The organism is Polaromonas sp. SP1, assembly GCF_003711205.1.
Taxonomy (GTDB): domain Bacteria; phylum Pseudomonadota; class Gammaproteobacteria; order Burkholderiales; family Burkholderiaceae_C; genus Polaromonas.
The window spans coordinates 3,310,657-3,335,938 of record NZ_CP031013.1 but is presented as its reverse complement, the minus strand read 5'-3'; the positions used below and the strand labels follow the sequence as shown (position 1 = coordinate 3,335,938).

The 25,282-nt window shown below is 60.9% G+C and carries 26 protein-coding genes, 1 tRNA gene and 1 riboswitch; of the genes, 16 read left to right on the top strand and 11 right to left on the bottom strand.

Annotated features, from left to right (window positions below):
- The first annotated feature begins 19 nt into the window (after window positions 1-19).
- From DT070_RS15880 to DT070_RS15850, 7 genes are all read left to right on the top strand, one after another.
- On the top strand, window positions 20-415 hold the full coding sequence (locus DT070_RS15880; RefSeq protein ID WP_122956268.1) for a DUF934 domain-containing protein: 396 nt from the start codon (window positions 20-22) through the stop codon (window positions 413-415).
- A 5-nt stretch (window positions 416-420) separates the two neighbouring features.
- A complete protein-coding gene (locus DT070_RS15875) occupies window positions 421-1,041 on the top strand; it encodes a phosphoadenosine phosphosulfate reductase family protein (protein WP_122956267.1) in 621 nt (206 codons plus the stop codon).
- Window positions 1,042-1,048: 7 nt separating this feature from the next.
- Window positions 1,049-2,005 (top strand): sulfate adenylyltransferase subunit CysD, encoded by a 957-nt coding sequence (cysD, locus tag DT070_RS15870; protein ID WP_092126045.1) that lies wholly within the window; start codon window positions 1,049-1,051, stop codon window positions 2,003-2,005.
- Window positions 2,005-3,318: a sulfate adenylyltransferase subunit 1 gene (locus tag DT070_RS15865; protein WP_122956266.1), complete on the top strand. Its 1,314-nt coding sequence runs from the start codon at window positions 2,005-2,007 to the stop codon at window positions 3,316-3,318. Before cysD ends, DT070_RS15865 begins: the two co-directional genes overlap by 1 nt.
- 101 nt (window positions 3,319-3,419) lie before the next feature.
- On the top strand, window positions 3,420-3,749 hold the full coding sequence (gene fdxA, locus DT070_RS15860; protein ID WP_122956265.1) for a ferredoxin FdxA: 330 nt from the start codon (window positions 3,420-3,422) through the stop codon (window positions 3,747-3,749).
- A gap of 71 nt (window positions 3,750-3,820) precedes the next feature.
- On the top strand, window positions 3,821-4,924 hold the full coding sequence (locus tag DT070_RS15855; protein WP_122956264.1) for an NAD(P)/FAD-dependent oxidoreductase: 1,104 nt from the start codon (window positions 3,821-3,823) through the stop codon (window positions 4,922-4,924).
- Window positions 4,925-5,057: 133 nt separating this feature from the next.
- Window positions 5,058-5,171: riboswitch (TPP riboswitch) on the top strand.
- Between the two features lie 56 nt (window positions 5,172-5,227).
- Complete coding sequence (locus DT070_RS15850; RefSeq protein ID WP_122956263.1) at window positions 5,228-6,535, top strand: cytosine permease; 1,308 nt, start codon at window positions 5,228-5,230, stop codon at window positions 6,533-6,535.
- On the opposite strand, the gene thiD is transcribed toward DT070_RS15850, so the two are convergent.
- The 4 genes from thiD to DT070_RS15830 all read right to left on the bottom strand — a co-directional run bounded on the left by thiD (window position 6,519) and on the right by DT070_RS15830 (window position 9,156).
- Complete coding sequence (thiD, locus tag DT070_RS15845) at window positions 6,519-7,364, bottom strand: bifunctional hydroxymethylpyrimidine kinase/phosphomethylpyrimidine kinase (RefSeq protein WP_122956262.1); 846 nt, start codon at window positions 7,362-7,364, stop codon at window positions 6,519-6,521. The two genes, DT070_RS15850 and thiD, sit on opposite strands and share 17 nt — an antisense overlap.
- Window positions 7,365-7,400: 36 nt before the next feature.
- Window positions 7,401-8,033: a thiamine phosphate synthase gene (thiE, locus tag DT070_RS15840; protein WP_122956261.1), complete on the bottom strand. Its 633-nt coding sequence runs from the start codon at window positions 8,031-8,033 to the stop codon at window positions 7,401-7,403.
- Window positions 8,034-8,053: 20 nt separating this feature from the next.
- Complete coding sequence (gene thiM / locus DT070_RS15835) at window positions 8,054-8,887, bottom strand: hydroxyethylthiazole kinase (protein WP_122956260.1); 834 nt, start codon at window positions 8,885-8,887, stop codon at window positions 8,054-8,056.
- Window positions 8,888-9,080: 193 nt separating this feature from the next.
- Window positions 9,081-9,156 (bottom strand) — tRNA-Asn (locus DT070_RS15830).
- A 284-nt stretch (window positions 9,157-9,440) separates the two neighbouring features.
- Here DT070_RS15830 and aat point away from each other — a divergent pair.
- From aat to DT070_RS15815, 3 genes are all read left to right on the top strand, one after another.
- A complete protein-coding gene (gene aat, locus DT070_RS15825) occupies window positions 9,441-10,208 on the top strand; it encodes a leucyl/phenylalanyl-tRNA--protein transferase (RefSeq protein ID WP_122956259.1) in 768 nt (255 codons plus the stop codon).
- Complete coding sequence (locus DT070_RS15820) at window positions 10,205-11,020, top strand: arginyltransferase (protein WP_228778482.1); 816 nt, start codon at window positions 10,205-10,207, stop codon at window positions 11,018-11,020. The genes aat and DT070_RS15820 overlap by 4 nt, the downstream gene beginning before the upstream one ends.
- Window positions 11,021-11,089: 69 nt before the next feature.
- Window positions 11,090-11,869 carry an IclR family transcriptional regulator gene (locus DT070_RS15815; RefSeq protein WP_122956258.1) on the top strand — a complete coding sequence of 260 codons (780 nt, stop codon included), beginning with the start codon at window positions 11,090-11,092 and terminating at the stop codon, window positions 11,867-11,869.
- A 136-nt stretch (window positions 11,870-12,005) separates the two neighbouring features.
- Here DT070_RS15815 and pbpG read toward each other — a convergent pair whose 3' ends face one another.
- The 7 genes from pbpG to DT070_RS15780 all read right to left on the bottom strand — a co-directional run bounded on the left by pbpG (window position 12,006) and on the right by DT070_RS15780 (window position 21,329).
- Complete coding sequence (gene pbpG / locus DT070_RS15810) at window positions 12,006-13,070, bottom strand: D-alanyl-D-alanine endopeptidase (protein WP_122956257.1); 1,065 nt, start codon at window positions 13,068-13,070, stop codon at window positions 12,006-12,008.
- A gap of 205 nt (window positions 13,071-13,275) precedes the next feature.
- Complete coding sequence (locus DT070_RS15805; protein WP_122956256.1) at window positions 13,276-14,814, bottom strand: 2-isopropylmalate synthase; 1,539 nt, start codon at window positions 14,812-14,814, stop codon at window positions 13,276-13,278.
- A gap of 53 nt (window positions 14,815-14,867) precedes the next feature.
- A complete protein-coding gene (gene leuA / locus DT070_RS15800; protein WP_122957443.1) occupies window positions 14,868-16,562 on the bottom strand; it encodes a 2-isopropylmalate synthase in 1,695 nt (564 codons plus the stop codon).
- 173 nt (window positions 16,563-16,735) lie between these two features.
- Complete coding sequence (gene pssA / locus DT070_RS15795) at window positions 16,736-17,548, bottom strand: CDP-diacylglycerol--serine O-phosphatidyltransferase (RefSeq protein ID WP_122956255.1); 813 nt, start codon at window positions 17,546-17,548, stop codon at window positions 16,736-16,738.
- A gap of 255 nt (window positions 17,549-17,803) precedes the next feature.
- Window positions 17,804-18,820: a ketol-acid reductoisomerase gene (gene ilvC / locus DT070_RS15790; protein ID WP_122956254.1), complete on the bottom strand. Its 1,017-nt coding sequence runs from the start codon at window positions 18,818-18,820 to the stop codon at window positions 17,804-17,806.
- A 128-nt stretch (window positions 18,821-18,948) separates the two neighbouring features.
- Entirely contained in the window at window positions 18,949-19,440 is a 492-nt protein-coding gene (ilvN, locus tag DT070_RS15785) for an acetolactate synthase small subunit (RefSeq protein WP_007869681.1), read from the bottom strand.
- 110 nt (window positions 19,441-19,550) lie between these two features.
- Entirely contained in the window at window positions 19,551-21,329 is a 1,779-nt protein-coding gene (locus DT070_RS15780; RefSeq protein ID WP_122956253.1) for an acetolactate synthase 3 catalytic subunit, read from the bottom strand.
- 327 nt (window positions 21,330-21,656) lie between these two features.
- On the opposite strand from DT070_RS15780, the gene DT070_RS15775 reads away from it, so the two are divergent.
- The 6 genes from DT070_RS15775 (at window position 21,657) to DT070_RS15750 (ending at window position 25,164) form a co-directional block, all read left to right on the top strand.
- Window positions 21,657-22,223 (top strand): RNA polymerase sigma factor, encoded by a 567-nt coding sequence (locus DT070_RS15775; protein WP_092126079.1) that lies wholly within the window; start codon window positions 21,657-21,659, stop codon window positions 22,221-22,223.
- Window positions 22,220-22,666 (top strand): DUF3619 family protein, encoded by a 447-nt coding sequence (locus DT070_RS15770; RefSeq protein ID WP_122956252.1) that lies wholly within the window; start codon window positions 22,220-22,222, stop codon window positions 22,664-22,666. Before DT070_RS15775 ends, DT070_RS15770 begins: the two co-directional genes overlap by 4 nt.
- Window positions 22,663-23,412, top strand: a complete 750-nt coding sequence (locus DT070_RS15765) for a DUF3106 domain-containing protein (RefSeq protein ID WP_122956251.1) — start codon at window positions 22,663-22,665, stop codon at window positions 23,410-23,412. Before DT070_RS15770 ends, DT070_RS15765 begins: the two co-directional genes overlap by 4 nt.
- An 84-nt stretch (window positions 23,413-23,496) precedes the next feature.
- Entirely contained in the window at window positions 23,497-24,042 is a 546-nt protein-coding gene (locus DT070_RS15760) for an RDD family protein (protein WP_255416837.1), read from the top strand.
- 49 nt (window positions 24,043-24,091) lie between these two features.
- On the top strand, window positions 24,092-24,547 hold the full coding sequence (locus DT070_RS15755; protein WP_122956250.1) for a diacylglycerol kinase: 456 nt from the start codon (window positions 24,092-24,094) through the stop codon (window positions 24,545-24,547).
- The gene (locus DT070_RS15750; protein WP_122956249.1) at window positions 24,544-25,164 is read left to right on the top strand and encodes a TIGR00730 family Rossman fold protein; all 621 of its coding nucleotides are present in this window, start codon (window positions 24,544-24,546) and stop codon (window positions 25,162-25,164) included. Before DT070_RS15755 ends, DT070_RS15750 begins: the two co-directional genes overlap by 4 nt.
- The last annotated feature ends 118 nt before the right edge of the window (window positions 25,165-25,282 follow it).

Below are 25,282 nucleotides of genomic sequence, written 5' to 3'. Positions count from 1 at the left end.
GCATTGAAAGGAAGCCATCATGAAATTACTGCCTTTCAGCGAACAAAGCGGCGCCGACCAAACCGGCACCCTGGTGCTGGCCAACGATGCGGACCCCTTCGAGGCCGCGCTTGACGGCGTCACGCGCATCGACCTGCACTTCCCCAAGTTCACCGACGGCCGCGCCTACAGCCAGGCTTTTTTGCTGCGCCGCCGCCGCGAGTTCAAGGGTGAAATCCGCGCCACCGGCGACGTGCTGGTGGACCAGCTGGCCCAGATGGAGCGCAGCGGCTTTGACACCGCCGTGCTGCGCGCCGACCAGGACCTGGCCGTTGCGCAGCGCGTGCTGGGCAGCTACCCGGGCTATGCCGCGGGCAAATACCAGGGCGACGCGGTCGACGTACAACCCCACTTCAAGGAAGCGGCTGCCGCCTGAACACCATGAGCCTCGACCTTGCAAAAATCAACGAAGAACTCGGCCGCAACGCGCAGGGCCTGGTGGGCTGGGCCGTCGGGCTGGGCCGGCCCGCCATCGTCACCACCAATTTTCGTCCCTTCGAGGCGGTGATCCTGCACATGGTGACGCGCGCCAACCCGCACGTTCCCGTGGTGTGGATGGACAACGGCTACAACACCGAGGCCACCTACCGCTTCGCTGACGAAGTGACAAAGCTGCTCAAGCTGGACCTGCATATCTATCTGCCGCGCCGCTCCCGCGCGCACCGCGAGGCGGTGGAAGGCCCGACCCCGGCGCTGGACGACCCGCGCCATGCGGCCTTCACGGAAGAAGTCAAACTCGAGCCCTTTGCCCGCGCGCTGCGTGAGACCGCGCCTCAGGTCTGGTTCACAGCCTTGCGCGCCACCGACACCGCGGTGCGCGCCCAGATGGACCCGGTCAGCGTCAACCCCGACGGCCTGATCAAGGTCGCGCCGCTGCTGCACTGGTCGTCCAAGGACCTTTACCAGTACTGCGAGATCAACGGCCTGCCCAACAACTTCGACTATGTGGACCCCACCAAGGGCGAGGACAACCGCGAATGCGGCCTGCACCTTGCGCACTGACTGACCTATGAACGCCCGTACACCCTCCCAACTGCTGCCTGCCGACCCGGCGATCTCCATCGCGCGGCTGTCCAACGCCCACCTCGACGCGCTCGAGGAGGAAACCATTTTCATCCTGCGTGAAGTGGCAGCCGCCTTCGAGCGCCCCGCCCTGCTGTTTTCGGGCGGCAAGGACTCGCTGGTGATGCTCAAATGCGCCGAGAAAGCCTTCGGCGTGGGCCGCATTCCCTACCCGCTGCTGATGATCGACACCGGCCACAACTTCCACGAAGTCACCGACTTCCGCGACCTGCGGGCGAAAGAACTGGGCGCCGAACTGATCGTGCGCAACGTCGAAGACTCGATGAAGCGCGGCACCGTGCGCCTGGCCCACCCGGGCGAATCGCGCAATGTGCACCAGTCGGTCACGCTGCTCGAGGCGATCGACGAATTCCGTTTTGACGCGCTGATCGGCGGTGCCCGCCGCGATGAAGAAAAAGCCCGCGCCAAAGAGCGCATCTTTTCGCACCGCGACAGCTTCGGCCAGTGGCAGCCCAAGGCCCAGCGGCCCGAGCTCTGGACACTTTTCAACACCCGGCTGCAGCCCGGCGAGCACTTTCGGGTGTTCCCGATCTCCAACTGGACCGAACTCGACGTCTGGCAATACATCGAGCGCGAAAAGATCGCGCTGCCCTCGCTCTACTACGCGCACCAGCGCAAGGTGGTCGAACGCAAGGGCCTGCTGGTCCCCGTGACGGACCTCACCCCCGCGCGCGACGGCGAGCAGGTCGTTGAAAAAACCGTGCGTTTTCGCACCGTCGGCGACATTACCTGCACCTGCCCGGTCGACAGCCCCGCCGCCACGGCCGCCGAGATCGTGATTGAAACGCTGGCCGCCGACGTGAGCGAGCGCGGCGCCACGCGCATGGACGACAAGACCTCGGACGCCTCCATGGAAAAGCGCAAGAAAGATGGGTATTTCTGATGAGCACTATAGATTTGATAGCTAAAGGCCCAGAGCCCGCGCTGGCTACAGGCCAAAATGACCTGAAATCCGCACTGAAGTTCATCACCTGCGGTTCGGTCGACGACGGCAAGAGCACGCTGATCGGCCGCCTGCTGGTGGACAGCCGTGCGGTGCTGCAGGACCACCTGGCCGGCGTGCAGCGCGGCGGTGAAACCGATCTGGCGCTGCTGACCGACGGCCTGTCGGCCGAACGTGAGCAGGGCATCACCATCGACGTGGCCTACCGTTATTTCGCCACCGAAAGCCGCAAGTTCATCATCGGCGACGCGCCCGGCCATGAGCAATACACCCGCAACATGGTGACGGCCGCCTCCAGTGCCGACGCCGCGGTGGTGCTGGTCGACGCCACCAAGCTCGACTGGAAAAACCCGTCGCTGGAGTTGCTGCAGCAAACCCGGCGCCATTCGCTGCTGGTCAACCTGCTGCGCGTGCCGTCCATCGTGTTTGCGGTGAACAAGCTCGACGCGGTCGAAGACCCGGTGCTGGCGTTCAAGAACATCAGCTCGGCATTGGCGGCTTTCGCGCAAGCCGCGCAAATTCCGGTGAAAGCCACCGTGCCGGTGTCGGCCCTCAAGGGTTACAACGTCGTCGATGCCAAACCCGGCTGGTGCGGCTATGAAGGCCTGTCGCTGCTGGAACTGCTGGAACACCTGCCCGCCACCACGGCAGAAACGACCGAAGCGTTTTCCTTCCCGGTGCAGTGGGTGGAAAAGTTCTCGTCCTCGTCCGACACCTCCCAGGGCCGCCGCGTCTTCTGGGGCCGTGTCGCCACGGGCGGCGTGCAACCCGGCCAGAGCGTGACCATCCTGCCCAGCGGCAAGACGGCGGTGGTGGCCCAGGTACTGGACCACACGCGCCAGCCCAAGTCCATCCTGGCCGGCCACAGCGCCGGCATCGTGCTCGACCGCGAAGTGGACGTGTCGCGCGGTGACTGGCTGCTGGCGGTCAACACCTTTGAACCATCGCGTGAGATATCGGCCACCATTGCCTGGATGGACGACGAGCCGCTGGTGGCCGGGCGTGTGTACTGGACGCTGCACGGCCATCGCTGGGTCAAGGCCAAGGTCAAGCGCATCGTGCACAAGCTCGATGTGAATACCCTGGCCGAGGAAGACGCCAGCGAGCTGCCGCCCAATGCGATCGGCCATATCGAGTTGAGCCTGCAGGAGCCGCTGGCCACCCTGCCTTATGCCCGTTCGCGCATCCTGGGCTCCCTGGTGCTTGTGGATACTGCCTCGCACCGGACCTCCGGCGCGGCGCTGGTCATTTGAGCCGGCCTTGACCCGGGGCGCACGGCCCTTCGCATTCCCGATAACCCTGTTGGCGGAAACCTCTTAAAATCAAGGGTTTCCACCGACCAGCCTAGAACAACATGACTCACATAGTCTCCGAATCGTGCATCCGCTGTAAATACACCGACTGTGTGGACGTCTGCCCGGTGGATTGCTTCCGCGAAGGCCCCAACATGCTGGTGATCGATCCGGACGAATGCATCGATTGCGCCGTCTGCATCCCCGAGTGCCCCGTCAATGCCATCTACGCCGAAGAAGACGTGCCGGCCGACCAGATCGCTTTTATCAAGCTCAATGTCGAACTGAGCCGCGCCGAAGGCTGGAAAAGCATCACCAAGCGCAAAGACGCGCTGCCTGATGCCGAGGAATGGAAAGACAAGACGGGCAAGCTGTCCGAGCTGGTCCGCTGACCGGACCGGGAGCGCCGGCGCCCCAGGCGACGGCCGGGGCATCCCTGCTCCCCGGCATTGCCCCCAACCCCATGGAACCTCAACTGAACCAAGAAGTGATCAACACCGCGGCCGAGCACGACGGCCCCATCGAAACCGATGCGGTCATTGTGGGCGCCGGGCCTGTGGGCCTGTTCCAGGTGTTTGAGCTGGGCCTGCTTGAGATCAAGGCCCACGTGATCGACTCGCTGGCCTACCCCGGCGGCCAATGCATAGAGCTTTACCCCGACAAGCCGATTTACGACATTCCCGCCGTGCCGGTGTGCACCGGCAGGGAGCTCACCGACAACCTGCTCAAGCAGATCGAACCCTTTGGTGCGACTTTTCATTTCGGGCAGGAAGTCAGCCTGGTCGAGAAGCAGCAGGACGGCCGTTTTCTTGTCGAGAGCTCCAAAGGCACGCGCTTCCTGGCCAAGACCATCTTTATCGCCGCGGGTGTCGGCGCCTTCCAGCCCAAGCTGCTGCGCGTGGACGGCCTGGACCAGTTTGACGACAGCCAGCTGTTCTACCGGGTGAAGAACCCCGCCGACTTTGCCGGCAAGAACCTGGTGGTCGTGGGCGGCGGTGATTCCGCGCTGGACTGGGCGCTGAACTTTGTCGCGGACGGCCCGAACAAGGCCGAGAGCGTCATCCTGATCCACCGCCGTGACGGCTTCCAGGCCGCGCCCGCCAGCGTGGCCAAAATGCGCGAGCTCTGCGACGCCCATGAAATGCAATTCGTCGTGGGCCAGATCACCGGCTACGAAGAAAAAGACGGAAAACTGACCGGCGCCAAGGTCACCGGCTCCGACGGCATCACACGCATCGTGCCGCTGGACGTGCTGCTGGTGTTCTTCGGCCTTTCACCCAAACTCGGCCCTATCGCCAATTGGGGCCTGGACATCGAGCGCAAGCAGCTCAAGGTCGACACCGAAAAGTTTTCCACCAACGTCCCGGGCATCTTTGCGGTGGGCGACATCAACACCTATCCCGGCAAGAAGAAGCTGATCCTGAGCGGCTTTCATGAATGCGCGCTCGCTGCTTTCGGCGCCGCCCCCTTCATCTTCCCCGACAAAAAAATCCACCTGCAATACACCACGACCAGCCCGAAACTGCACAAGGTATTGGGTGTGGAGTCGCCGGTATTTGATGACTGAGCCGGCAGTGCGCGGTTCGGTCCTCGACTAAAAGCCCGCCGAGTGCGGGCTTTTTACTGCCCGGCCCGCCAGCGCCGCCCAACCGGCAAAACCGGGCTGAACCCGCCTACAATTTACGCAGCGCCCGCAAGGGCGTTTTCGCTGGGGGTGTTGCTGCGGTTCGTGATAGCGGACGGCAGCGGCTGAGAAAGTCCCTTTGAACCTGATTTGAGGTAATCCTCGCGCAGGGAAGCATGTTCCGGACGTCCGCTGTTCTTGCGGGCTTCAAGCAGGCCGACCTGTCATTGACGACTGGAACTGCTGATGACCACGCCTTCTGCCCCTTCTGCCTCTGCTTCGAACAACAACACCGCACTTTCGCCCTTGCCCGCAGGCGACCGCCTCTTCGGCTGGAGCGACCATGCCGCGCTCTGGCTCAGCCTGGGCGTGGGCCTGCTGGTCATGCAGATCGGCGCCTACCTGGTGCCGGCGGTCGGCACGCAGACAGCGCTGGCGGTCATCGTTTGCGGCTCCATCCTGGGTGCGGGCCTGCTGGCCTGGACAGCCAAGATCGGCTGCGACAGCGGGCTCTCCAGCGCCGGGCTGATGCATGCCACCTACGGCAGCAGCTTTGCGCGCCTGCCGGTGCTGCTCAACATCGTGCAACTGATCGGCTGGACCACTTTTGAGCTGGTGGTGATGCGCGACGGCACGGTCGCCATCGCACGCCAGTCCGGCAGTTTTTCAGGCGCCTTGTGGCCGCTGCTGGCCACCTTGTTGTGGGGCGCCGTGCTGCTGGCGCTGCTGTCGGGCTCCATGGTCAAACTGGTGCGCAAATTCATCGGCCGTTATGGCTTGCCACTGGTGATCGCCTCGCTGCTATGGCTGAGCTGGCAATTTTTGTCCAAGGCCAACGCCCAGGGCCTGGGCACGCTGTGGAACCGTCCCGGCGAAGGCGGCATGAGCACGCTGTCGGCACTGGACCTGGTGATTGCGATGCCGGTCTCGTGGCTGCCGCTGGTGGCTGACTTTGCACGCCACGGGCGTGACGGCAACAGCGCGCTGCGCGGCACCTGGCTGGGCTACGCGATCGCGAACATCTGGTGTTATGCCCTGGGGGTTCTGGTCGCCATCACCGCCCCCAGCACCGACCTGGTCGCCGCATTGCTGCTGGCGCAAGGCGGCCTGATTGCGCTGGGGCTGATTTTGATCGACGAAGTGGACAACGCTTACGGCGACCTGTACTCGGGCTCGGTCGCCGGCCACAGCCTGAAGCCGGGCTGGAGCGTGCGGCGCTGGGGCGTCGGCCTGGCCCTGCTGTGCACCGCGCTGGCGCTGGTGCTGCCCATGCACAGCCTGGAGCCGTTCCTGCTGATGCTCAGCTCCGTGTTCGTGCCTTTGTACGGCGTGATCCTGGCGCGGCTGGCCGGCACGGCCGGTGTCGCTTCGCTGGTGACGCAGCGAAAGGTGAATGCAAGTGCGGTTGCCATCTGGCTTCTGGGCATTGCCTGCTACCACCTGTGTGCGAAATTTGCCCCCGAGTGGGGTGCCGCCCTGCCAACGCTGGTGCTGACGTTTGCATTGGCACGCCTCACCCGCGGCGCCCGCACCGGTATTACCGCAGCGGCTTGAGCCGCATCACGATGGGAGCATGGCCGTGGTTCAGCGGCCCGCTGCCGGCGCCGGTGCGCACCCGGGCGCCTGCCTCCAGTGCTGCACGCACATAGGCGTGCGCGGATTGCACGGCCTGCAGCAAGGTCTGCCCCAGCGCCAGGTGCGCAGCGATCGCCGACGACAGCGTGCAACCGGTGCCGTGGGTATTCGGGCTTGGAATGCGCGGCCCGCGCATCCAGTGCAGCTCGCCACCTTGCGTCGCCAGCAAATCGGCCACCACATCGCCCGGCAAGTGTCCGCCCTTGAGCAGGACCGCACGCGCACCTTTGGCCAGCAGTTCCCGAGCCGCAACCTGCATATCCTGCTCGGTCGCCAGCGGCCTGCCGACCAGCAAAGAAGCCTCGTCGAGGTTGGGCGTGACCACCAGGGCGCGTGGAAACAGCTCGCGCACCAACACCGCGATGGCCGGGTTGTCGATCAGCACCGCCCCGCTGGTCGCCACCATGACCGGGTCCAGCACCACACTCTTCAGCGCATGGCGGTCAATCGCCTCCGCCACGGTCTGCACGATGTCCGGCGCATGCAGCATGCCGATCTTCACGGCGTCTGTGCCTATGTCTTCCATCACGGCATCGATCTGGTCGCGCAGCATTTGCGGCGGGACACCATGGATGGCGCGAACGCCGCGGGTGTTCTGGGCCGTCAGCGCGGTAATGGCCGTCATGCCATAGCAGCCCAGCGCCGCAAAGGTTTTGAGGTCGGCCTGGATGCCGGCCCCGCCGCCGCTGTCGGAACCCGCGATGCTCAGCACGCGGGGGTATTCGGAATCAAAAGCGTTGTCAGTCATGGATGGCATTCATTGTTTGTTTTGGCAGGCCTTGCGCTAAACACACAAGGCCCTGAGCGCAGCGGCAGCAGCCTGCGGATCGCCTGCGGCGCAAATGGCGCTCACCACCGCCAGGCCGTTGGCCCCGGCGCGCAGCACATCACGCGCGTTACCCGCGTGGACGCCGCCAATGGCCACCAGCGGCAATGGCGTCGCGGCCCTGACCACCGCCAGGCCTTCCAGGCCCCAGGGGTCTTTGGTGTCGGTTTTGGTCGGCGTTGAAAAGATGGGACTTACGCCCAGGTAATCAACCGGCAACGCCGCGCTTTGCTGCACATCGTCCATGGACTCGACCGACCACCCGATGAAGACGCCGGGCGGCAGCAACTTGCGCGCCTCGTCCGCCGGCAAATCGTTCTGGCCCAGATGCACACCGTCCGCACCGCAGGCCAGCGCAATGTCGATACGGTCGTTGATGACCAGCGGAATGCCTTGGGGCGCCAGCAGCGCCTTGAGAATCAAGGCCTGGGCCAGGAACTCACGTGTGCCCAGTTGCTTTTCGCGCAGTTGCACGCAAGTCACCCCGCCCTGCACGGCAGCCGCCACCACATCCGCAAGGGGCCGGCCGCGCGTCAGCGTCTGGTCGGTGACCAGGTACAGCCGCAATACGTCAGGGTTCAGTCGTGCCACAAGGTCACCTGTTTACTGGCTCACCAGCTCGCCAGTTGCAGCTTCAGGCGGGATTCAAACGTGGCCTGGTCGAGCAGTTGCAGCTCGTCCAGCAGTTGCACGGCCATGCTGCCCACGCCCAGGCCGCGCGCCTGCGTTTTTTCTGCGGCGACTTCGCCGGCCACACCCAGAAAGGCCATGGCCGCCGTCGTGGCGCGCCAGGCATCGGGCTGCACCGCGCAGAAAGCGCCCACCAGCGCGGTGGCCGAACAACCCACGCCGGTGATGCGCGTCATCCACGGGTGTCCATTGGAAAGCCGGGCCCAGCGATGGCCGGCATCGAGGATGTGGTCGGTCTCGCCACTCACGCAGATCACGCCCTCGGTGCGCGCCGCAAGCGCCTGCGCTGCGCCCAACGCGTCACCCGCTGCGGCGCTGCTGTCGACACCGCGCGTTTTCACGGCGGCGCCGGCGGTGCTCATGATTTCAGAGCCGTTGCCGCGAATCACACTGGGCGCGGCGACATCCAGAAGGCTTTCCAGCGTGGCATTGCGGTAAGGCGTCGCACCGGCGCCGACAGGGTCCAGCACCGAGGGAATCCCCCGCGCTGCCGCTGCCGCCAGCGCCAGTTTCATGCTCTGCACCCAGTAGGGGTCGAGTGTGCCGATATTAAGCACGAGAGCCTGGGCGATGCCCGTCATGTCCTGTACTTCCTCATGCGCGTGGGCCATGACAGGCGAGGCGCCTGCGGCCAGCAGCACATTGGCATTGAAATTGATCACCACAAGGTTGGTGATGCAATGCACCAGCGGCGAACGCTCACGGACCGCCACGAGGTCCGACCAGAGATCTGCAGCAGAAAGAGTGGGAGCCATTTGTTCCTTGGGGCGAGGTGCTCGCGGGCGCGGTGTCGCGGGCATTTGCCCGTACAGCACGGGCATGCAAAGTCAATTATCACGGAACGCTGCATTGCGGCTTGCCACACCCATGGGATGCGCAACGCACGCAACAAAAAAGCCCGCAATCGGGTGGACTGCGGGCTTTCGGGGTGCCTGTTCGGCTTATTTTTGGCTCCTCAACCTGGGCTCGAACCAGGGACCTACGGATTAACAGTCCGGCGCTCTACCAACTGAGCTATTGAGGAATACAGCCTTAGATTATAGCGTCATTTTTTATGCTTTTTAAGTGCGGCCGATTCTGACCTGCGCCATCTTTGCATCGCAGCATAGACCCCTTATTTAATCGGCCTGCAGCCCTTGCATTGCAAGCAGCAATAGCTATCAAATTAATAGCAAAACCGTGAACCGCGTTGACCGCGGAAACCGGCTTCGCCGCCGGAACCTGCTCGGCTACCATGTGCGCATGCACCCGCCGCCTCTGCCTCCACATCGTTTTTTCACGGCATTGATGCCAATGCGCTTTTAAGCCATGGGAAAACTCCCGCGCCCTGTTCCGTGGCTGGCAGCCGGCGAAAGTTTCCCGCCACTGGAAAACGCCTGGAGCCACCACGATCCTGCACCCGGTCTGCTGGCAGCGGGTGCGGCGCTGGACGTGCCCACGCTGATTGAGGCTTATTCGCAAGGTATTTTCCCGTGGTTCAGCCTGGGCCAGCCGGTGCTGTGGTGGAGTCCCGATCCAAGAATGGTGTTGCAGACACCCCATTTCAGGCTGCATCGTTCGCTGCGCAAACGGATCATCCGGTTTCAGGAAGAGCCAGGCTGCGAAATCCGGTTTGACAGCGATTTTGAACGCGTCATCAATGCCTGCGCCAGCAAACCGCGAGCCGGCCAGCCGGGCACCTGGATTGTTCCCGACATGGTGCAGGCCTACACAGCTTTTCACCGGGCAGGCCACGCCCACAGCGTGGAGACCTGGATCAACGGCGAACTGGCGGGGGGCTTGTATTGCGTCAACCTGGGCGGGATGGTGTTTGGCGAATCGATGTTTGCCCACCAGACCGATGCCTCCAAGATCGCGCTGTCGGCTCTGGTTGCCTTTTGCCGTGCCCACGAGATCGACATGATCGACTGCCAGCAAAACACCCAGCACCTCGCCTCGCTGGGGGCAGGTGAAATCAGCAGGCCGGAATTTGTCGCCCACCTCCACGGCAACGTGGGCAAAACCGCCCCCGGCTGGCAGTTCAAACCCGTATACTGGAATCAGCTTCTATCGACGGGAATGCCAGACCTACCGTGACGCACCTCAAAGATCTGCCCCTGCAAACCTTGCAGTTTTATGCAACGGCGCCCTACCCTTGCAGCTATTTGCCGGGCAAGCAGGCCCGCTCGCAGGTCGCCACGCCCAGCCACCTCATTCACAATGATGCCTATTCGGACCTCGTGACCAACGGGTTCCGGCGCAGCGGCATGTTTACCTACCGCCCCTATTGCGACGGCTGCCAGGCTTGCGTGCCGCTCAGGGTGCCCGTCAACAGCTTCACTGCCGACCGCAGCCAGCGCCGCGCCTGGAACCGCCACCACACGCTGCATGCCCGCATCCTCAAGCTCTGCTTCATGCCCGAGCACTACCAGCTCTACCTGCGCTACCAGAATGGCCGGCACGCCGGCGGCGGCATGGACCACGACAGCATCGACCAGTACACGCAGTTCCTGCTGCAAAGCCGCGTCAATTCGCGGCTGGTGGAATTCCGCGAAAACCTGCCCAACGGCGAGCCGGGCGCGCTCAAGATGGTGTCCATCCTGGATGTCCTGGAAGACGGCATTTCGGCGGTTTACACCTTCTATGAACCTGACGCCAAAGCCAGCTATGGCAACTACAGCGTGCTCTGGCAAATCGAGCAGGCCCGCACGCTGGATCTGCCTTATGTTTACCTGGGCTACTGGATCGCCGAAAGCCCGAAAATGAACTACAAGGCGGGGTTCAAACCCAATGAAGTGCTGGTTGACGGCCGGTGGATGCTTGCCGGGAGCGCTTCCGGCGCCCCCGATGCTGCAGCGGGCCTAGGCAATGCCCATGACGGAAACGCCACGGATGGCACTGGGCTTTGACCGCTGTCCGCAAAATCACTAAGTGCACTTACATTTCACAGGGTAAAATTTGCAGCAGGAAGCCTGCATATGAAAAAACCCGACGCCGCACTGCCCGCCACACCGACCGTCCAGGTCATTGAGAGGATGTTCACGTTGCTGGAAATTCTGGCCAATCGTGAAGAAGCGCTCTCACTCAAGGAAATCAGCGAGAAATCGGGCCTTCACCCGTCGACGGCGCACCGCATCCTGAACGACCTCGCGACGGGGCGCTTTGTGGACCGTCCTGCTGCCGGCAGTTACCGGCTGGGCATGCGCCTGCTTGAACTGGGCAATCTGGTAAAGGCGCGGCTGGATGTCCGCGATGCGGCGCTGCTGCCGATGCGCGAGCTGCACAAAATCATCCAGCAGCCGGTCAACCTGAGCATGCGCCAGGGCGACGAGATTGTGTACGTGGAGCGCGCTTATAGCGAGCGCTCCGGCATGCAGGTGGTGCGCGCCATTGGCGGCCGCGCGCCGCTCCACCTGACATCCGTGGGCAAGCTCTTCCTGGCCTTTGACGACCCCCAACGACTGCGCACTTATGCGACGCGCACCGGCCTTTCGGGGCAGACGCGCAACAGCATCACCCAGCTGCCAATCCTCGAAAGAGAGCTGTCCAAGGCGCGGCAATATGGCATTGCGCGTGACAACGAAGAGCTGGAATTGGGAGTGCGCTGCATGGCCGCAGGCATCTATGACGACCAGAACAAGCTGGTGGCAGGCTTGTCCATCTCGGCGCCCGCCGACAGGCTGGACGAGCATTGGCTGCCCAAGCTACAGGCAACGGCCAACGAAATATCGGCAGCGCTGGGCTACAAGCCCAAGTAGCACTTCTTTTAGTAAAAACAGGCTCCAGCCCTTTTGGATCCTTGGCCTACAGCTATCAATACGATAGCAAAGGATAGGGCCGGGCGAAGCTTGCACCGGGGGCAGCCCCGGTCCGGGTTACGGCAAGAACAGCTGTTTAGCCGTTCACCTGCCTGGCAGGTGCGCTGACATTGAGCTTTTGCTCAACGCTCACCGGATTGGACTCCACCCAGCGGCGTACGCGCTCCGCATCGCCCAGGCGGCTGAGCTTGCCCGCGGAATCCAGGAACACCATGATCAGCTTGCGGCCGGCGATTTTGGTCTGCATGACCAGGCATTGGCCGGCCTCCGAGATGTAGCCGGTTTTCTGCAGGCCGATGTCCCACTCGGGGTTCTTCACAAGGCGGTTGGTGTTGTTGTACTGCAGCGTGCGGCTGCCGACAGCCACCTGATAACCGGTGGAGGTGGAAAGCTCACGCAGCATGGGGTCACCGTGTGCGGCATTGACCAGCGTAGCCAGGTCTTGTGCGCTCGACTGGTTGCGGCTGGAAAGACCGGTAGGTTCGACATAGCTGGTGTCGTTCATCCCCAGCATTTTGGCCTTGGCGTTCATCAGGCTCACAAAAGTACCCATGCCGCCTGGATAGGTCCGGCCCAAGGCGTGCGCCGCGCGGTTCTCGCTGGACATGAGCGCCAGGTGAAGCAACTCACCACGGGTCAGCGTCGTGCCGACCTTCAGGCGCGAGCTGCTGCCCTTCTCGGTGTCCACGTCGTCTTGCGTCACGGTGATCAGTTCGTCCATCGGCAGCTTGGCGCCGCTGACGATCACGCCGGTCATCAGTTTGGTGAGGGATGCGATCGGAAGCACGGCGTGGTCGTTTTTGCTGAACAACACTTCACGCGTTTCCTGGTCAATCACCAAAGCCACGCTGGATTTGAGTTCCAGCGGATCCTGCGCACTGTGCAGGCCGGCGATCTGGCCGAAAGAAGGTTTTGGCGGCGCCGACACGCGGATGATGCTTCTGCGCTGTTTTGCACCTGCAACAAAACGTACGCTCTTGCGCGTGGAGATAACTTTTTTGGAAGTGGCCGCCTTCGAAGCGTGCTGCTTTTTGACGATGGTGTTTTTGCCCGCGGCATTCGCGGCGGGGATTGCAAAGGCGGCTGCCAGGGCCAGGAATCCAACGATTTTTAATGCGCGATTGAAAATCAGATGAGACATGGTGGTATTGCCTGCGTGGAGATTGCAATGGATGGGATGGCTGGAGTGTATACAAATAGAAAAAGTCACGCAATATCAAAAACTTGCGTGACTTTCCTAAAAACACACTCACTTTGAAGCAATTTTGCTGCCATCAGCACTGTTTGCCGCAACTCACAATCCTAAGTCATTGAATTTAAAGTATTTTATTTTCTGAATTGTTACATTAGCCCTGCGCCGCCACGCGATCAGCTTTACTTTGGAGTTTGTTCAAGGCACTTAAATAGGCTTTTGCCGACGCCACCACGATATCGGGATCCGCCCCCACGCCATTGACCACCCGCCCGCTGTTTTGCAGGCGCACCGTGACTTCCCCCTGGCTTTCTGTCGATCCGCTGATGGCGTTCACAGAGTAAAGCACCATCTCCGCACCGCTTTTGACGTGTGACTCAATGGCTTTGAGGGAGGCATCTACAGGACCGTTACCGTCTGATTCACCCTTGACCTCCTTGCCGGCAACCGTGAACACCACGCTGGCCTGCGGGCGCTCACCGGTTTCGCTGTGCTGCGACAGCGACACAAAGCCGTATTGCTCGTTGGTATGGGAAGCGCTTTCGTCGCTGACGAGCGCCAGGATGTCCTCGTCAAAGATCTCGCTTTTTCGGTCGGCGAGTTCCTTGAACTTGGCAAACGCGTTATTGATGTCCGTTTCGCTTTCCATGGAAACGCCGAGCTCGAGCAAGCGCTGCTTGAAGGCGTTGCGCCCGCTCAGCTTGCCCAGCACGATTTTGTTGGCGCTCCAGCCCACATCTTCCGCGCGCATGATTTCGTAGGTATCGCGCGCCTTGAGCACACCGTCCTGGTGAATGCCGGAGGCATGCGCAAACGCGTTGGCGCCGACGACAGCCTTGTTGGGCTGCACGACGAAACCTGTGGTCTGGCTCACCATGCGGCTGGCCGCCAGGATGTGCTGCGTGTCTATGCCCAGGTCGAGGCAGAAGTAATCCTTGCGCGTCTTCACGGCCATCACGACTTCTTCGAGCGAGCAGTTGCCCGCGCGCTCGCCAAGGCCGTTGATGGTGCACTCCACCTGCCGTGCACCGCCGATCTTGACGCCGGCCAGGGAATTGGCCACGGCCATGCCCAGGTCGTTATGGCAATGCACCGACCAGATCGCCTTGTCGCTGTTGGGAATGCGCTCGCGCAGGTTCTTGATGAAGTTGCCGTAGAGCTCAGGGATGGCATAACCCACGGTGTCGGGTACGTTGATGGTGGTCGCACCTTCGTTGATCACGGCCTCCAGCACACGGCACAGGAAATCGGGGTCCGAGCGATAGCCGTCTTCCGGGCTGAACTCGATATCGCCCATCAGGTTCTTGGCAAAACGCACCGAGAGTTTGGCTTGCTCAAACACCTGGTCAGGTGTCATTCGCAGCTTCTTTTCCATGTGGAGGGCGCTGGTCGCCAAAAACAGATGCAGGCGTGCGGAGGCTGCCGGCTTGAGGGCTTCGGCGGCGCGGGAGATGTCCCTGTCGTTGGCGCGGGCCAGTGAGCAGACCGTGGAGTCCTTGACGACTTCCGCAATGGCTTTCACGCATTCGAAATCGCCGTTGGAGCTGGCCGCGAACCCGGCTTCAATCACGTCGACCTTGAGGCGCTCCAGCTGGCGGGCGATCCGCAATTTTTCATCCTTGGTCATGGAGGCGCCGGGCGACTGCTCCCCGTCGCGCAAGGTGGTGTCAAAAATAATGAGTTTTTCAGTCATGGTGGGACTCCTGATGCGCCGGGCGCTCTGTGTTTTGGGTGGCCGAAAGAGGCTCAGTTCGTGATGGTAGCTTGGTCGACAGACTGCCCGGCCCTGCTGCGCTGCAGCCCGGAGACGATGGCCTTGAGCGATGCCGACACGATGTTGCCGTCCATGCCAACGCCGAAAAGCGTCTGGTCGTTAATGCGCAGCTCCAGATACGCCACGGCCTGCGCACCTGCACCGGCGCCAATCGCATGCTCGTGATAGTCCAGCACGCGCACCGTATGGCCGGTCGCCGCCATCAAGCCTGCCACAAAGGCGTCAATGGGCCCGGTTCCGGTTCCTTCAATGGTGTGGAGGCTGTCAGCGAACTGAACATTGGCCTTGATATGAAACGCCTCTGCGCCTGTTTTCCCCGTCTCTTCGATCACCAGGCGCTGGGGCGCGGCAATGGTTTGCACGCCGTACTCTTTCTCAAACAAGGCAAAGATATCTTTGCCCGTCAGTTCCTTGCCGGTCGCATCCATCACCGACTGCACGACCTGGCTGAACTCGATCTGCAGGCGACGTGGAAGCTCCAGGCCGAATTCGCTTTCGAGCAAGTAGGCAATGCCGCCTTTGCCCGACTGGCTGTTGACGCGAATCACCGCCTCATAGCTGCGGCCCAGGTCTTTGGGGTCGATGGGCAGATAGGGCATGTCCCACACATCGCCCTCTTTGCGTGCGGCGAAAGCTTTCTTGATCGCATCCTGGTGTGAGCCCGAGAAAGACGTATAGACCAGGTCACCTGCGTAGGGGTGGCGGGGATGCACAGGCAGCTGGTTGCAATGCTCCACCGTCCGGCGAATCTCGTCGATTTCGGAGAAGTCCAGCCCGGGTGATACACCCTGGGTGTAAAGGTTGAGCGCGATGTTCACGAGATCCACATTGCCGGTGCGCTCCCCATTGCCGAAGAGGCAACCCTCAATCCGGTCGGCGCCTGCCATCAATGCCAATTCACCGGCCGCGGTGCCCGTACCACGGTCGTTGTGCGGATGGACCGAGATCACGATGGAATCGCGCCTGGCAAGGTGGCGGTGCATCCACTCCATCATGTCCGCAAAAATATTCGGCGTGGAATGTTCGACCGTGGACGGCAGGTTGATGATGCATTTGCGTTCAGGTGTCGGCTGCCAGACATCGGTCACGGCATCGACCACGCGCTTGGAAAACACCAGTTCGGTGCCCGACCACATTTCGGGTGAATACTGGAAAGTCCATCGCGTTTCAGGTTGCTGCGCGGCCAATTGCTGAAAGAGGCGCGCGTTGTCGGTGGCAAGCTTGACGATCTCGTCCTCATCCATGCCCAACACCACACGGCGCATGACCGGCGCGGTCGCGTTGTAGAGATGCACGATGGCCTTCTTGGCGCCTTTGAGCGATTCGAAAGTGCGGCGAATCAGCGGCTCGCGCGCCTGGGTCAGCACCTGGATGGTCACGTCATCGGGAATCAGGTTGCCCTCGATGAGCTGACGGAGGAAGTCGAATTCGATTTGGGAGGCCGAAGGGAAACCCACTTCGATTTCCTTGAAGCCGATCTTCACCAGGGTATCGAACATCCGCAGCTTGCGGGGAATGTCCATTGGTTCGATCAGCGCCTGGTTGCCGTCCCGCAAGTCTACGCTGCACCAGATGGGCGCTTGCGTCAGCACGGCATCTGGCCAGGTGCGGTCTGCCAGTCTGACTGGCGCGAAGGATTTGTATTTGCTGGAAGGTGTTTTCAACATGGTCATCTCGTCAACCCCAAAGATTACAAAAACCAGCAACCCAAACAAAAACGGCCCGTTGCTGGTGCAAACGGGCCGTTGAATCAGGTGTACGCGTGCGCTACCGTCTCCGCCCGTTGGCAGATAGCAGTAGTGCTAGCGAAATTCGTTTCATCAGGTCAATGTACCACAATTTATTTGTGAAGGCCGCGCTCGTCGGGCTCGTCGGTCGAGGTCGAAATCACGCTGGTTTGCTGGCCCTTGGCCTTGCGCCAGCCATACAGCACGTAACCCGACAGGCCATAGAGGACAAACAGTCCGAACATGACTGTAGGTGGGTGAATATTGATGACGGCGATCCCGAGCGCAATCAACACAATCGCGGCAAAAGGCACGCTGCGTTTCATCTGGACATCCTTGAAACTGTAGAACGGGACGTTGGTCACCATCGTGAGGCCCGCATACAAGGTCAGGCCAAATGTCACCCAACGTACTTCCATTCCGCTAATGCCTGCATCGGTCATCAACCAGATAAAGCCCGCTACCAGCGCAGCCGCAGCCGGTGACGGCAAACCCTGGAAGAAGCGCTTGTCGACAACCGCCGTGTTCACGTTGAAGCGGGCCAGGCGCAACGCAGCGCAGGCGCAATAAACGAATGCGCCAATCCAACCCCAGCGTCCCAGGCTTGTCAATGCCCAGACGTAAGCAATAAGGGCTGGCGCAGCCCCGAACGACACCATGTCGGAAAGCGAATCCATCTGCTCACCAAATGCGCTTTGCGTATTGGTCATGCGGGCCACCCGGCCGTCCAGGCTATCAAGGATCATTGCGCAAAAGACACCGATAGCGGCCTGGTCAAACCGCCCGTTCATGGCCATGACGATGGCGTAGAAGCCACCGAACAATGCGGCCAGCGTGAACAGATTGGGCAATATGTAAATGCCCTTGCGGCGCTTGCGTATCACCACCGCCGGGTTGTTGCCCGTGGATTCTTCGCCATCATGCATAAAAACACTCCTGAAGCACAACTGGTGCGCGCAATTAGCTATTAATTTCATAGCATCCAAGGACACCATCGAGGAACCGGTTTGTCCGCCAAAGACTTGCAATTTCCGGATCAAGGCGCCAAGGATACCAAGATCAACGCCGCAATTATTTTTATCGCAGCATCGCTCATGTGAGCCTGACGCCATCAACAAAAAAGCCGCGCAGGAAGTTTGCGCGGCTTTTTGCAGGACAAGGCCCCTCACAGGGCCCTGAAATCAGTTGCGAGTCTGGTCGACCAGTTTGTTTTTCGCGATCCAGGGCATCATCGCGCGCAGTTTTTCACCCACGATTTCGATCTGGTGCTCGGAATTCAGGCGGCGGCGGCTCAACAGGGTTGGCGCACCAGCCTGGTTTTCCACCAGGAAGCTCTTGGCATATTCGCCGGTCTGAATGTCTTTCAGGCATTTGCGCATCGCATCCTTCGTTGCCGAGGTCACGATGTTGGGGCCGGTCACGTACTCGCCGTATTCGGCGTTGTTCGAGATCGAGTAGTTCATGTTGGCGATGCCGCCTTCATAGATCAGATCAACGATCAGCTTGAGTTCGTGCAGGCATTCGAAGTAGGCCATTTCAGGGGCATAGCCAGCTTCCACCAGCGTTTCAAAGCCGGCCTTGATCAGTTCAACGGTACCGCCGCACAGAACGGCTTGCTCGCCAAACAGGTCGGTTTCGGTCTCTTCACGGAAGTTGGTTTCAATGATGCCGGCTTTGCCGCCGCCATTGGCCATTGCGTAGGAGAGCGCCAGGTCGCGGGCCTTGCCGGACTTGTCTTGATGCACTGCGACCAGATGTGGCACACCGCCGCCTTGGGTGTACGTGTTGCGCACCGTGTGGCCGGGAGCTTTCGGAGCGACCATCCAGACATCGAGGTCAGCGCGGGGGATCACGGCACCGTAGTGCACGTTGAAACCGTGGGCAAACACCAGCGAAGCGCCCTGTTTGATGTTGGGAGCAACGTCATTCTTGTAAACCGAGCCGATTTGCTCGTCAGGCAACAAAATCATGACCACATCGGCGGCCTTGACAGCATCGGCGACTTCAGCAACCTTCAGACCGGCCTTTTCGACCTTCGGCCATGAGGCGCCGCCCTTGCGCAGGCCCACCACAACCTTGACACCGCTGTCATTCAGGTTTTGCGCGTGGGCGTGGCCCTGGCTGCCGTAACCGATGATGGCGACCGTTTTGCCCTTGATCAGGCTCAAATCACAATCTTTGTCGTAAAAAACTTTCATTTTTCTCTCCGGGATAAGTATTGGCGAAAATGCCCTTCGACAGGCTCAGGGCGAACGGTAACCGCATATCGCCACTTGGAAGTCCGTTCGCGTTGAGCCTGTCGAAACGCGCGCACGGACGGCTTGAATCAAACTCGCAAAATTCGCTCGCCGCGGCCGATGCCGCTGGAGCCGGTTCGCACCGTCTCCAGAATCGCGCTGCGGTCTATGGCTTCGAGGAAAGCATCGTTCTTGGACTGGTCGCCGGTCAGCTCGATCGTGTAGCTTTTTTCTGTCACGTCGATAATTCGCCCGCGAAATATATCCGCCATGCGCTTCATCTCTTCGCGCTCCTTGCCGACCGCGCGCACCTTCACCATCATGAGCTCACGCTCGGTGTAGGCGCCTTCAGTGAGGTCAACCACCTTGACCACTTCGATCAGGCGGTTCAAGTGCTTGGTGATCTGTTCGATGACGTCGTCGGAGCCAGTGGTCTGAATCGTCATGCGCGAGAGGCTCGGATCCTCGGTAGGCGCGACGGTGAGGCTTTCGATGTTGTAGCCGCGCGCTGAGAACAGGCCGACTACACGGGAAAGAGCCCCCGGCTCGTTTTCCAGCAAAACTGCAATGATGTGTTTCATAAGAAGATTCCTCTTTTCGCTGCCCTCCCCTGCGCACGGTAATGCGCAGGCTCGGCAGACAATAGATTCGTCAGGGTGACGGTGAATGAATAGGGATGGCGACGAAGGGCTTAGAGGTCTTCCGACCCCAGCAGCATTTCAGTGATGCCTTTGCCTGCCTTGACCATGGGGAACACGTTTTCGGTCGGGTCGGTACGGAAGTCCATGAAGACCGTGCGATCCTTGAGCTTGCGCGCTTCGCGAAGCGCGGGTTCCACGTCTTGCGGTTTTTCAATCAGCATGCCGACGTGCCCATAGGCCTCAGCCAGCTTCACGAAGTTGGGCAACGCGTCCATGTAGCTGCTGCTGTAGCGGCCTTCATAGTCGATTTCCTGCCACTGGCGCACCATGCCCAAGTAGCGATTGTTCAGCGACACGATCTTGATCGGCGTGTTGTACTGCAGGCAGGTTGAGAGCTCCTGGATGCACATCTGGACAGAGCCCTCACCGGTAATGCAGAACACTTCCGACTCAGGTTTGGCCATCTTGATACCCATGGCGTAAGGAATACCCACGCCCATGGTGCCCAAGCCGCCGGAGTTGATCCAGCGGCGCGGCTCGTCAAACTTGTAGTACTGCGCGGCCCACATCTGGTGCTGGCCCACATCGGACGTGATGTAGGTGTCGGCATCCTTGGTCAGGTTCCAGAGCGTTTCGACCACATGCTGGGGCTTGATGACATCGCCCTTGCCCATGCTGTACTTCATGCAGTCGCGCTTGCGCCAGCCGTCAATCGTCTCCCACCAGCCGCCCAGTGCACTGGCGTCGGGCTTCAGGCCGGATTCCTTGATCATGCTGATCAGCTCGGTCAGCACGTCTTTCACGTCGCCCACGATGGGGATATCGACCCGCACACGCTTGGAGATGCTTGAAGGATCAATGTCTATATGAATGATCTTGCGTTCGTTCTGCGCAAAATGCTTGGGGTTGCCGATCACGCGATCGTCAAACCGGGCACCAACGGCCAGCAGCACGTCGCAGTTCTGCATTGCATTGTTGGCTTCGATCGTGCCGTGCATGCCCAGCATGCCAAGGAACTTCTTGTCGCTGGCCGGGTAGGCGCCAAGCCCCATCAAGGTGTTGGTGCAGGGGTAGCCCAGCATGTCGACCAGTGTGCGCAGCTCTTGTGAGGCATTGCTGAGCAATACGCCACCGCCCGTGTAGATATAAGGCCGCTTGGCGGACAACAGCAGTTGCAGGGCCTTGCGGATTTGCCCGCCGTGGCCTTTGCGAACCGGGTTGTAAGACCGCATCTCGACGCTTTGCGGATAGCCGTTGTAGGGCACCTTGTTGAAAGACACGTCCTTGGGAATGTCTACAACCACGGGACCGGGCCGGCCACTCTTGGCAATATGGAAGGCCTTTTTCAGGGTCTCGGCCATATGCCGTGCATCCTTGACCAGAAAATTGTGCTTCACGATGGGCCGGGTGATTCCGACCGTATCGCATTCCTGGAACGCATCCAGGCCGATGGCGTGGGTGGGAACCTGGCCCGTGATGATGACCATCGGAATACTGTCCATGTACGCCGTGGCAATACCAGTGACCGCGTTCGTCACGCCGGGGCCGGAGGTGACCAACGCAACACCGACATCGCCCGTGGCGCGCGCATAACCATCGGCGGCATGCACCGCCGCCTGCTCGTGGCGAACCAGGATGTGTTGTATCGAGTCCTGCTTGTAAAAAGCGTCGTAAATGTGCAGGACTGCACCGCCGGGATAGCCCCAGACGTATTTGACGCCCTCGGCCTGAAGCGACTTGATGAGGATTTCCGCGCCGCGGAGTTCCTGGGAATTTGTTTGTGCAGACGCAGCTGCTGCGGAAGCGATTTCCGCCTTGGAGATTTCCATGATGAACCTTTGTGAATTTCTCTAACGAAATACCTTGGGTGCTTCTTCGCCTACTCTTGTGAAGCGGCGTTGAAACTTGAGGCCAAAACCATAAGCGGAAACATAAACCGCCGAGCCATGACCCGTTTGCCTTTTGAATTGCAGGCCGTATTATGGCATTTCGCGTTGCGCAATGGCAGCAGATGCCTAAAAAGGGGCCTGCTACCGTCGGTTGCAGTGCGATAATTTTCCAGCTGCGTCACCGGATGCGGCCTGATTGACATTGACTCGCCCTGCGGCATTCGCGGATTCCTCAATGCAGCGCTGGACGAACCGGACCCCACACCGTTGGCAACTGAACAAGAACTCTCCGATTTCCTGAAAAACGTTGAAAAACGGGCTTTCAAGCGCAGCATTTACCACGTGCGGGACGAGGAAGCAGCTCTCGATATCGTTCAGGACAGCATGATGAAGCTGGCGCAGCACTATGGCGACAAGCCCGCTTCGGAGCTGCCGATGCTGTTCCAGCGGATCCTCTCCAACACCACCCTGGACTGGTTTCGCCGCCGCAAGACCCGCAATGCGCTTTTTTCCAACATGAGCGACTTTGAATCGCCAGGGGAAGAAGGAGATTTCGACCTTCTGGAAACTTTAGAGAGCCTGACCAACTCTGAAGGTACAGAAAGCGCCCAGGATGCCACTGAGCGGGCGCAAATATTGCATGAGATCGAACTGCAGGTAAAGGAATTGCCCGGCCGTCAACGGGAAGCCTTTCTGATGCGTTACTGGGAGGAAATGGATGTTGCCGAAACAGCGGCTGCCATGGGCTGCTCAGAGGGCAGTGTCAAAACGCACTGTTCCCGCGCGGTCCACGCCCTCAGTAAAGCCCTGAGCGCCAAAGGTATAAGACTATGACTAATTCACTACAAAAAAGAGCCGATATCCTGCAGGACCGTTTTGGCCTGAAAACCGCGTCATACCTGTCCGCAGGCGCGGCAGATCTGCCGTACGACGTCTCCGAGCGCCTGCGCGCTGCTCGCGCCCAAGCCGTTTCCAGGCGCAAAGTGGCAAAAATCCAGACGTCCTCCAGCGTCATCGCGACGGGCGGAAGTGCCGCACTCACCTGGGGCTCCGAAGATGGCCTGGGCTGGTGGGCGCGTATCGGGTCGGTTTTACCCCTTGTTGCGCTGGTGGTGGGTTTGCTGGTTATCAATTCGATCCAGGACGACAACCGCGCTCAGGAAGTGGCAGAAGTTGACGTGGCGCTGCTGACTGACGAACTTCCCCCAGCCGCTTTCGCAGACCCTGGGTTTGTCCAGTACCTTAAAACCACCCGTCAGGCCCCTACGGTCCAATGATCCTGCAAGCCGCTGTTAGACGTACTCTATTGCCTTCTGGCCACTCGACGCAGTTACGGCTGCAGTGGCTGTCGTTCGGCGGGGCACTCTTGATCGCCGCACTGCTGACGTTGCCATCCTTCAGTTTTGCGCAAGCGGTCAAGCCTGCACCGACCGCGTCCAGCGCGCCCGCCGCCACTAAATCAGCCGCCAGCGCTCCTGCCAAGGTCATGGCATCCAAACCCTCCTGGGCTGAACTCAGCCCCATGCAGCAGCAGGCTCTCAAGCCCCTGGCTTCAAGCTGGAACACCAACATCAGTCAGCCGCAAAAGCGCAAATGGCTGGAAATTTCGAAAAACTACCCTTCGCTTTCGCCTGAAGAGCAGGCCACCATGCACAGCCGCATGAACGAATGGGTCACCCTGAGCCCCCAGCAGCGGGCACAGGCACGGCTTAACTTCGCCAGGACCAAAGAGCTCTCCAAGCAACTGACGCCCGAAGAGAAAAAGGCCAAGTGGGAGACCTATCAGGCCCTCAGCCCCGAAGAAAAACAGAAGCTGGCAGCCAAGGCCAACCCCAAACCCCTGGGCGCGGCAACAGCCGTCAAACCGGTGGCGCCGCAAAAGCTGGCCCCTGTCCCGCCGCATACGGTCAAGGCCGCCAGCAAACCTGCACCTAGAATCATTGCTTCACAGCCGGTAGCCGCCGCTGCAGTTTTACCTGCAAGCAGCGCCGCCGGTGGTCCGGCCGCCACGCCGCTGCGCTGAAGCGCCGCCGGCGCCCAGCCGGCCCGAAATATTGGCCCCGCCTTGCTGCAGCCCCGCTGCCAGCGGGCATTCATAGCAACACACGTGACCGTCACCGACACTTCCCAAATACCGTCCATCCCCAGGCGCATGGCCTGCTGGATGTACGAAGGCATGCTGATGTTCGGCGTGGTTTTCCTTGCCGGATACCTCTTCAGCACCCTCAGTCAGACCCGCAATGCACTGGACAACCGCCATGCGCTGCAAGCCTTTGTTTTCGTCATATTTGGCATCTACTTTGTCTGGTTCTGGGCCAAAGGCCAGACGCTGGCCATGAAGACCTGGAATATCCGCGTGGTGGACGTTCACGGTGCGCCCATCACACAAAAACGCGCCCTGCTGCGCTATGCGCTCAGCTGGCTTTGGTTCCTGCCGCCGCTGGCCGCCAGCTGGATATTTGCACTGCCGGGCCGCGAAGGCGCCGTTTTGGCGCTGGGCTGGGTGGCGATCTGGGCGATCCTGGCGCGCTTTCACCCGCAAAAGCAGTTCTGGCATGACGCCTTTGCAGGCACGCGGCTGATTACCTGGGTGGCGCCGGAAAGGCCCGGCCGCAAAAGCAAAAGCAAGCCAGCCGCCGAAACATCCCGGTAGCGCCAGGCTCTAACATCAACATGCCATAAAGCTGCGCGACAATCGCCCCATGCCCGAACAAGTCCCGTTTTCCACGTCTGCGCCAGCTTCCGCCAGCAGCACCGCCCCAACCTCTTCCGCCGAGGAGCCGGTCAACCCCCAAAAGTACCGCCGGGGCCTGAACCGCGTCTGGCACGCCACGGGTTATTCCATTGCCGGCCTGCGCGCCGGCTGGCATGAAACAGCGTTTCGCCAGGAAGCCATCGCCTCCATCGTGCTGATACCCGCTGCCTTCTGGCTGGGCCGCAGCTGGGTCGAAACCGTGTTGCTGGCCGGCACGGTCATCCTCATCATGATTGTGGAGTTGCTCAACACCGGCATCGAAACCGCCATCGACCGCATCGGCCCCGAATGGCATGACCTCTCCAAGCGTGCCAAGGACATGGGCAGTGCCGCCGTCTTGCTCAGCCTGCTGCTTTGCGCAGGCACCTGGGCCCTGGCGCTCTTTCAACGGTTTACGGCATGAACAAGCGCATCAACGAAGTGACAGAAGCCCAAAAACCCGCCTTTTCCATTTGCGTTTATTGCGGCTCGCGCCCCGGCAACCAGCCTGAATTTGCCGCCATTGCCGCCCTCGTCGGGACCTGGATCGGGGCTCGCGGCGGGCAACTGGTCTACGGCGGCGGCCGTAACGGGCTCATGGGCATCCTGGCCGACGCCGCGCTGGCGGCCGGCGCGCGTGTGGTGGGGGTTATTCCCAAAGCGCTGGTTGAAAAGGAATGGGCCCACACAGGATGCACCGAACTGCACATTGTCGAGAACATGCACGAGCGCAAACGCATCATGGCCGAAAAGGCGGACGCATTTTTGGCGCTGCCGGGCGGTATCGGCACATTGGAAGAGTTTTTTGAAGTGTGGACCTGGCGCCAGCTGGGTTACCACGACAAGCCGGTAGGCCTGCTCAACATGGGCGGCTACTACGACAGCCTGCTGGCGTTCCTGGCGTCTTCGGTGAAGACCGGGTTCATGAACGAATGGCTGATGGACCTGATACGCACCGGCACGGACGCGGAGCCGCTACTCGAAGCCCTGGTGCAGGCAGCCGGCATGACACCAACAGCCACACGCCTTGACCAGATCTAATACGGGCAGCGAGATTTTCTCAACCAGCATGAGCCCCGGAACCGGCTTTGCCGGGCCGTAGGGCGGGCGGCCCCCTCGAGGGGGCAGGGAGCTACACGAAGTGAGCGAACGTGGGGGC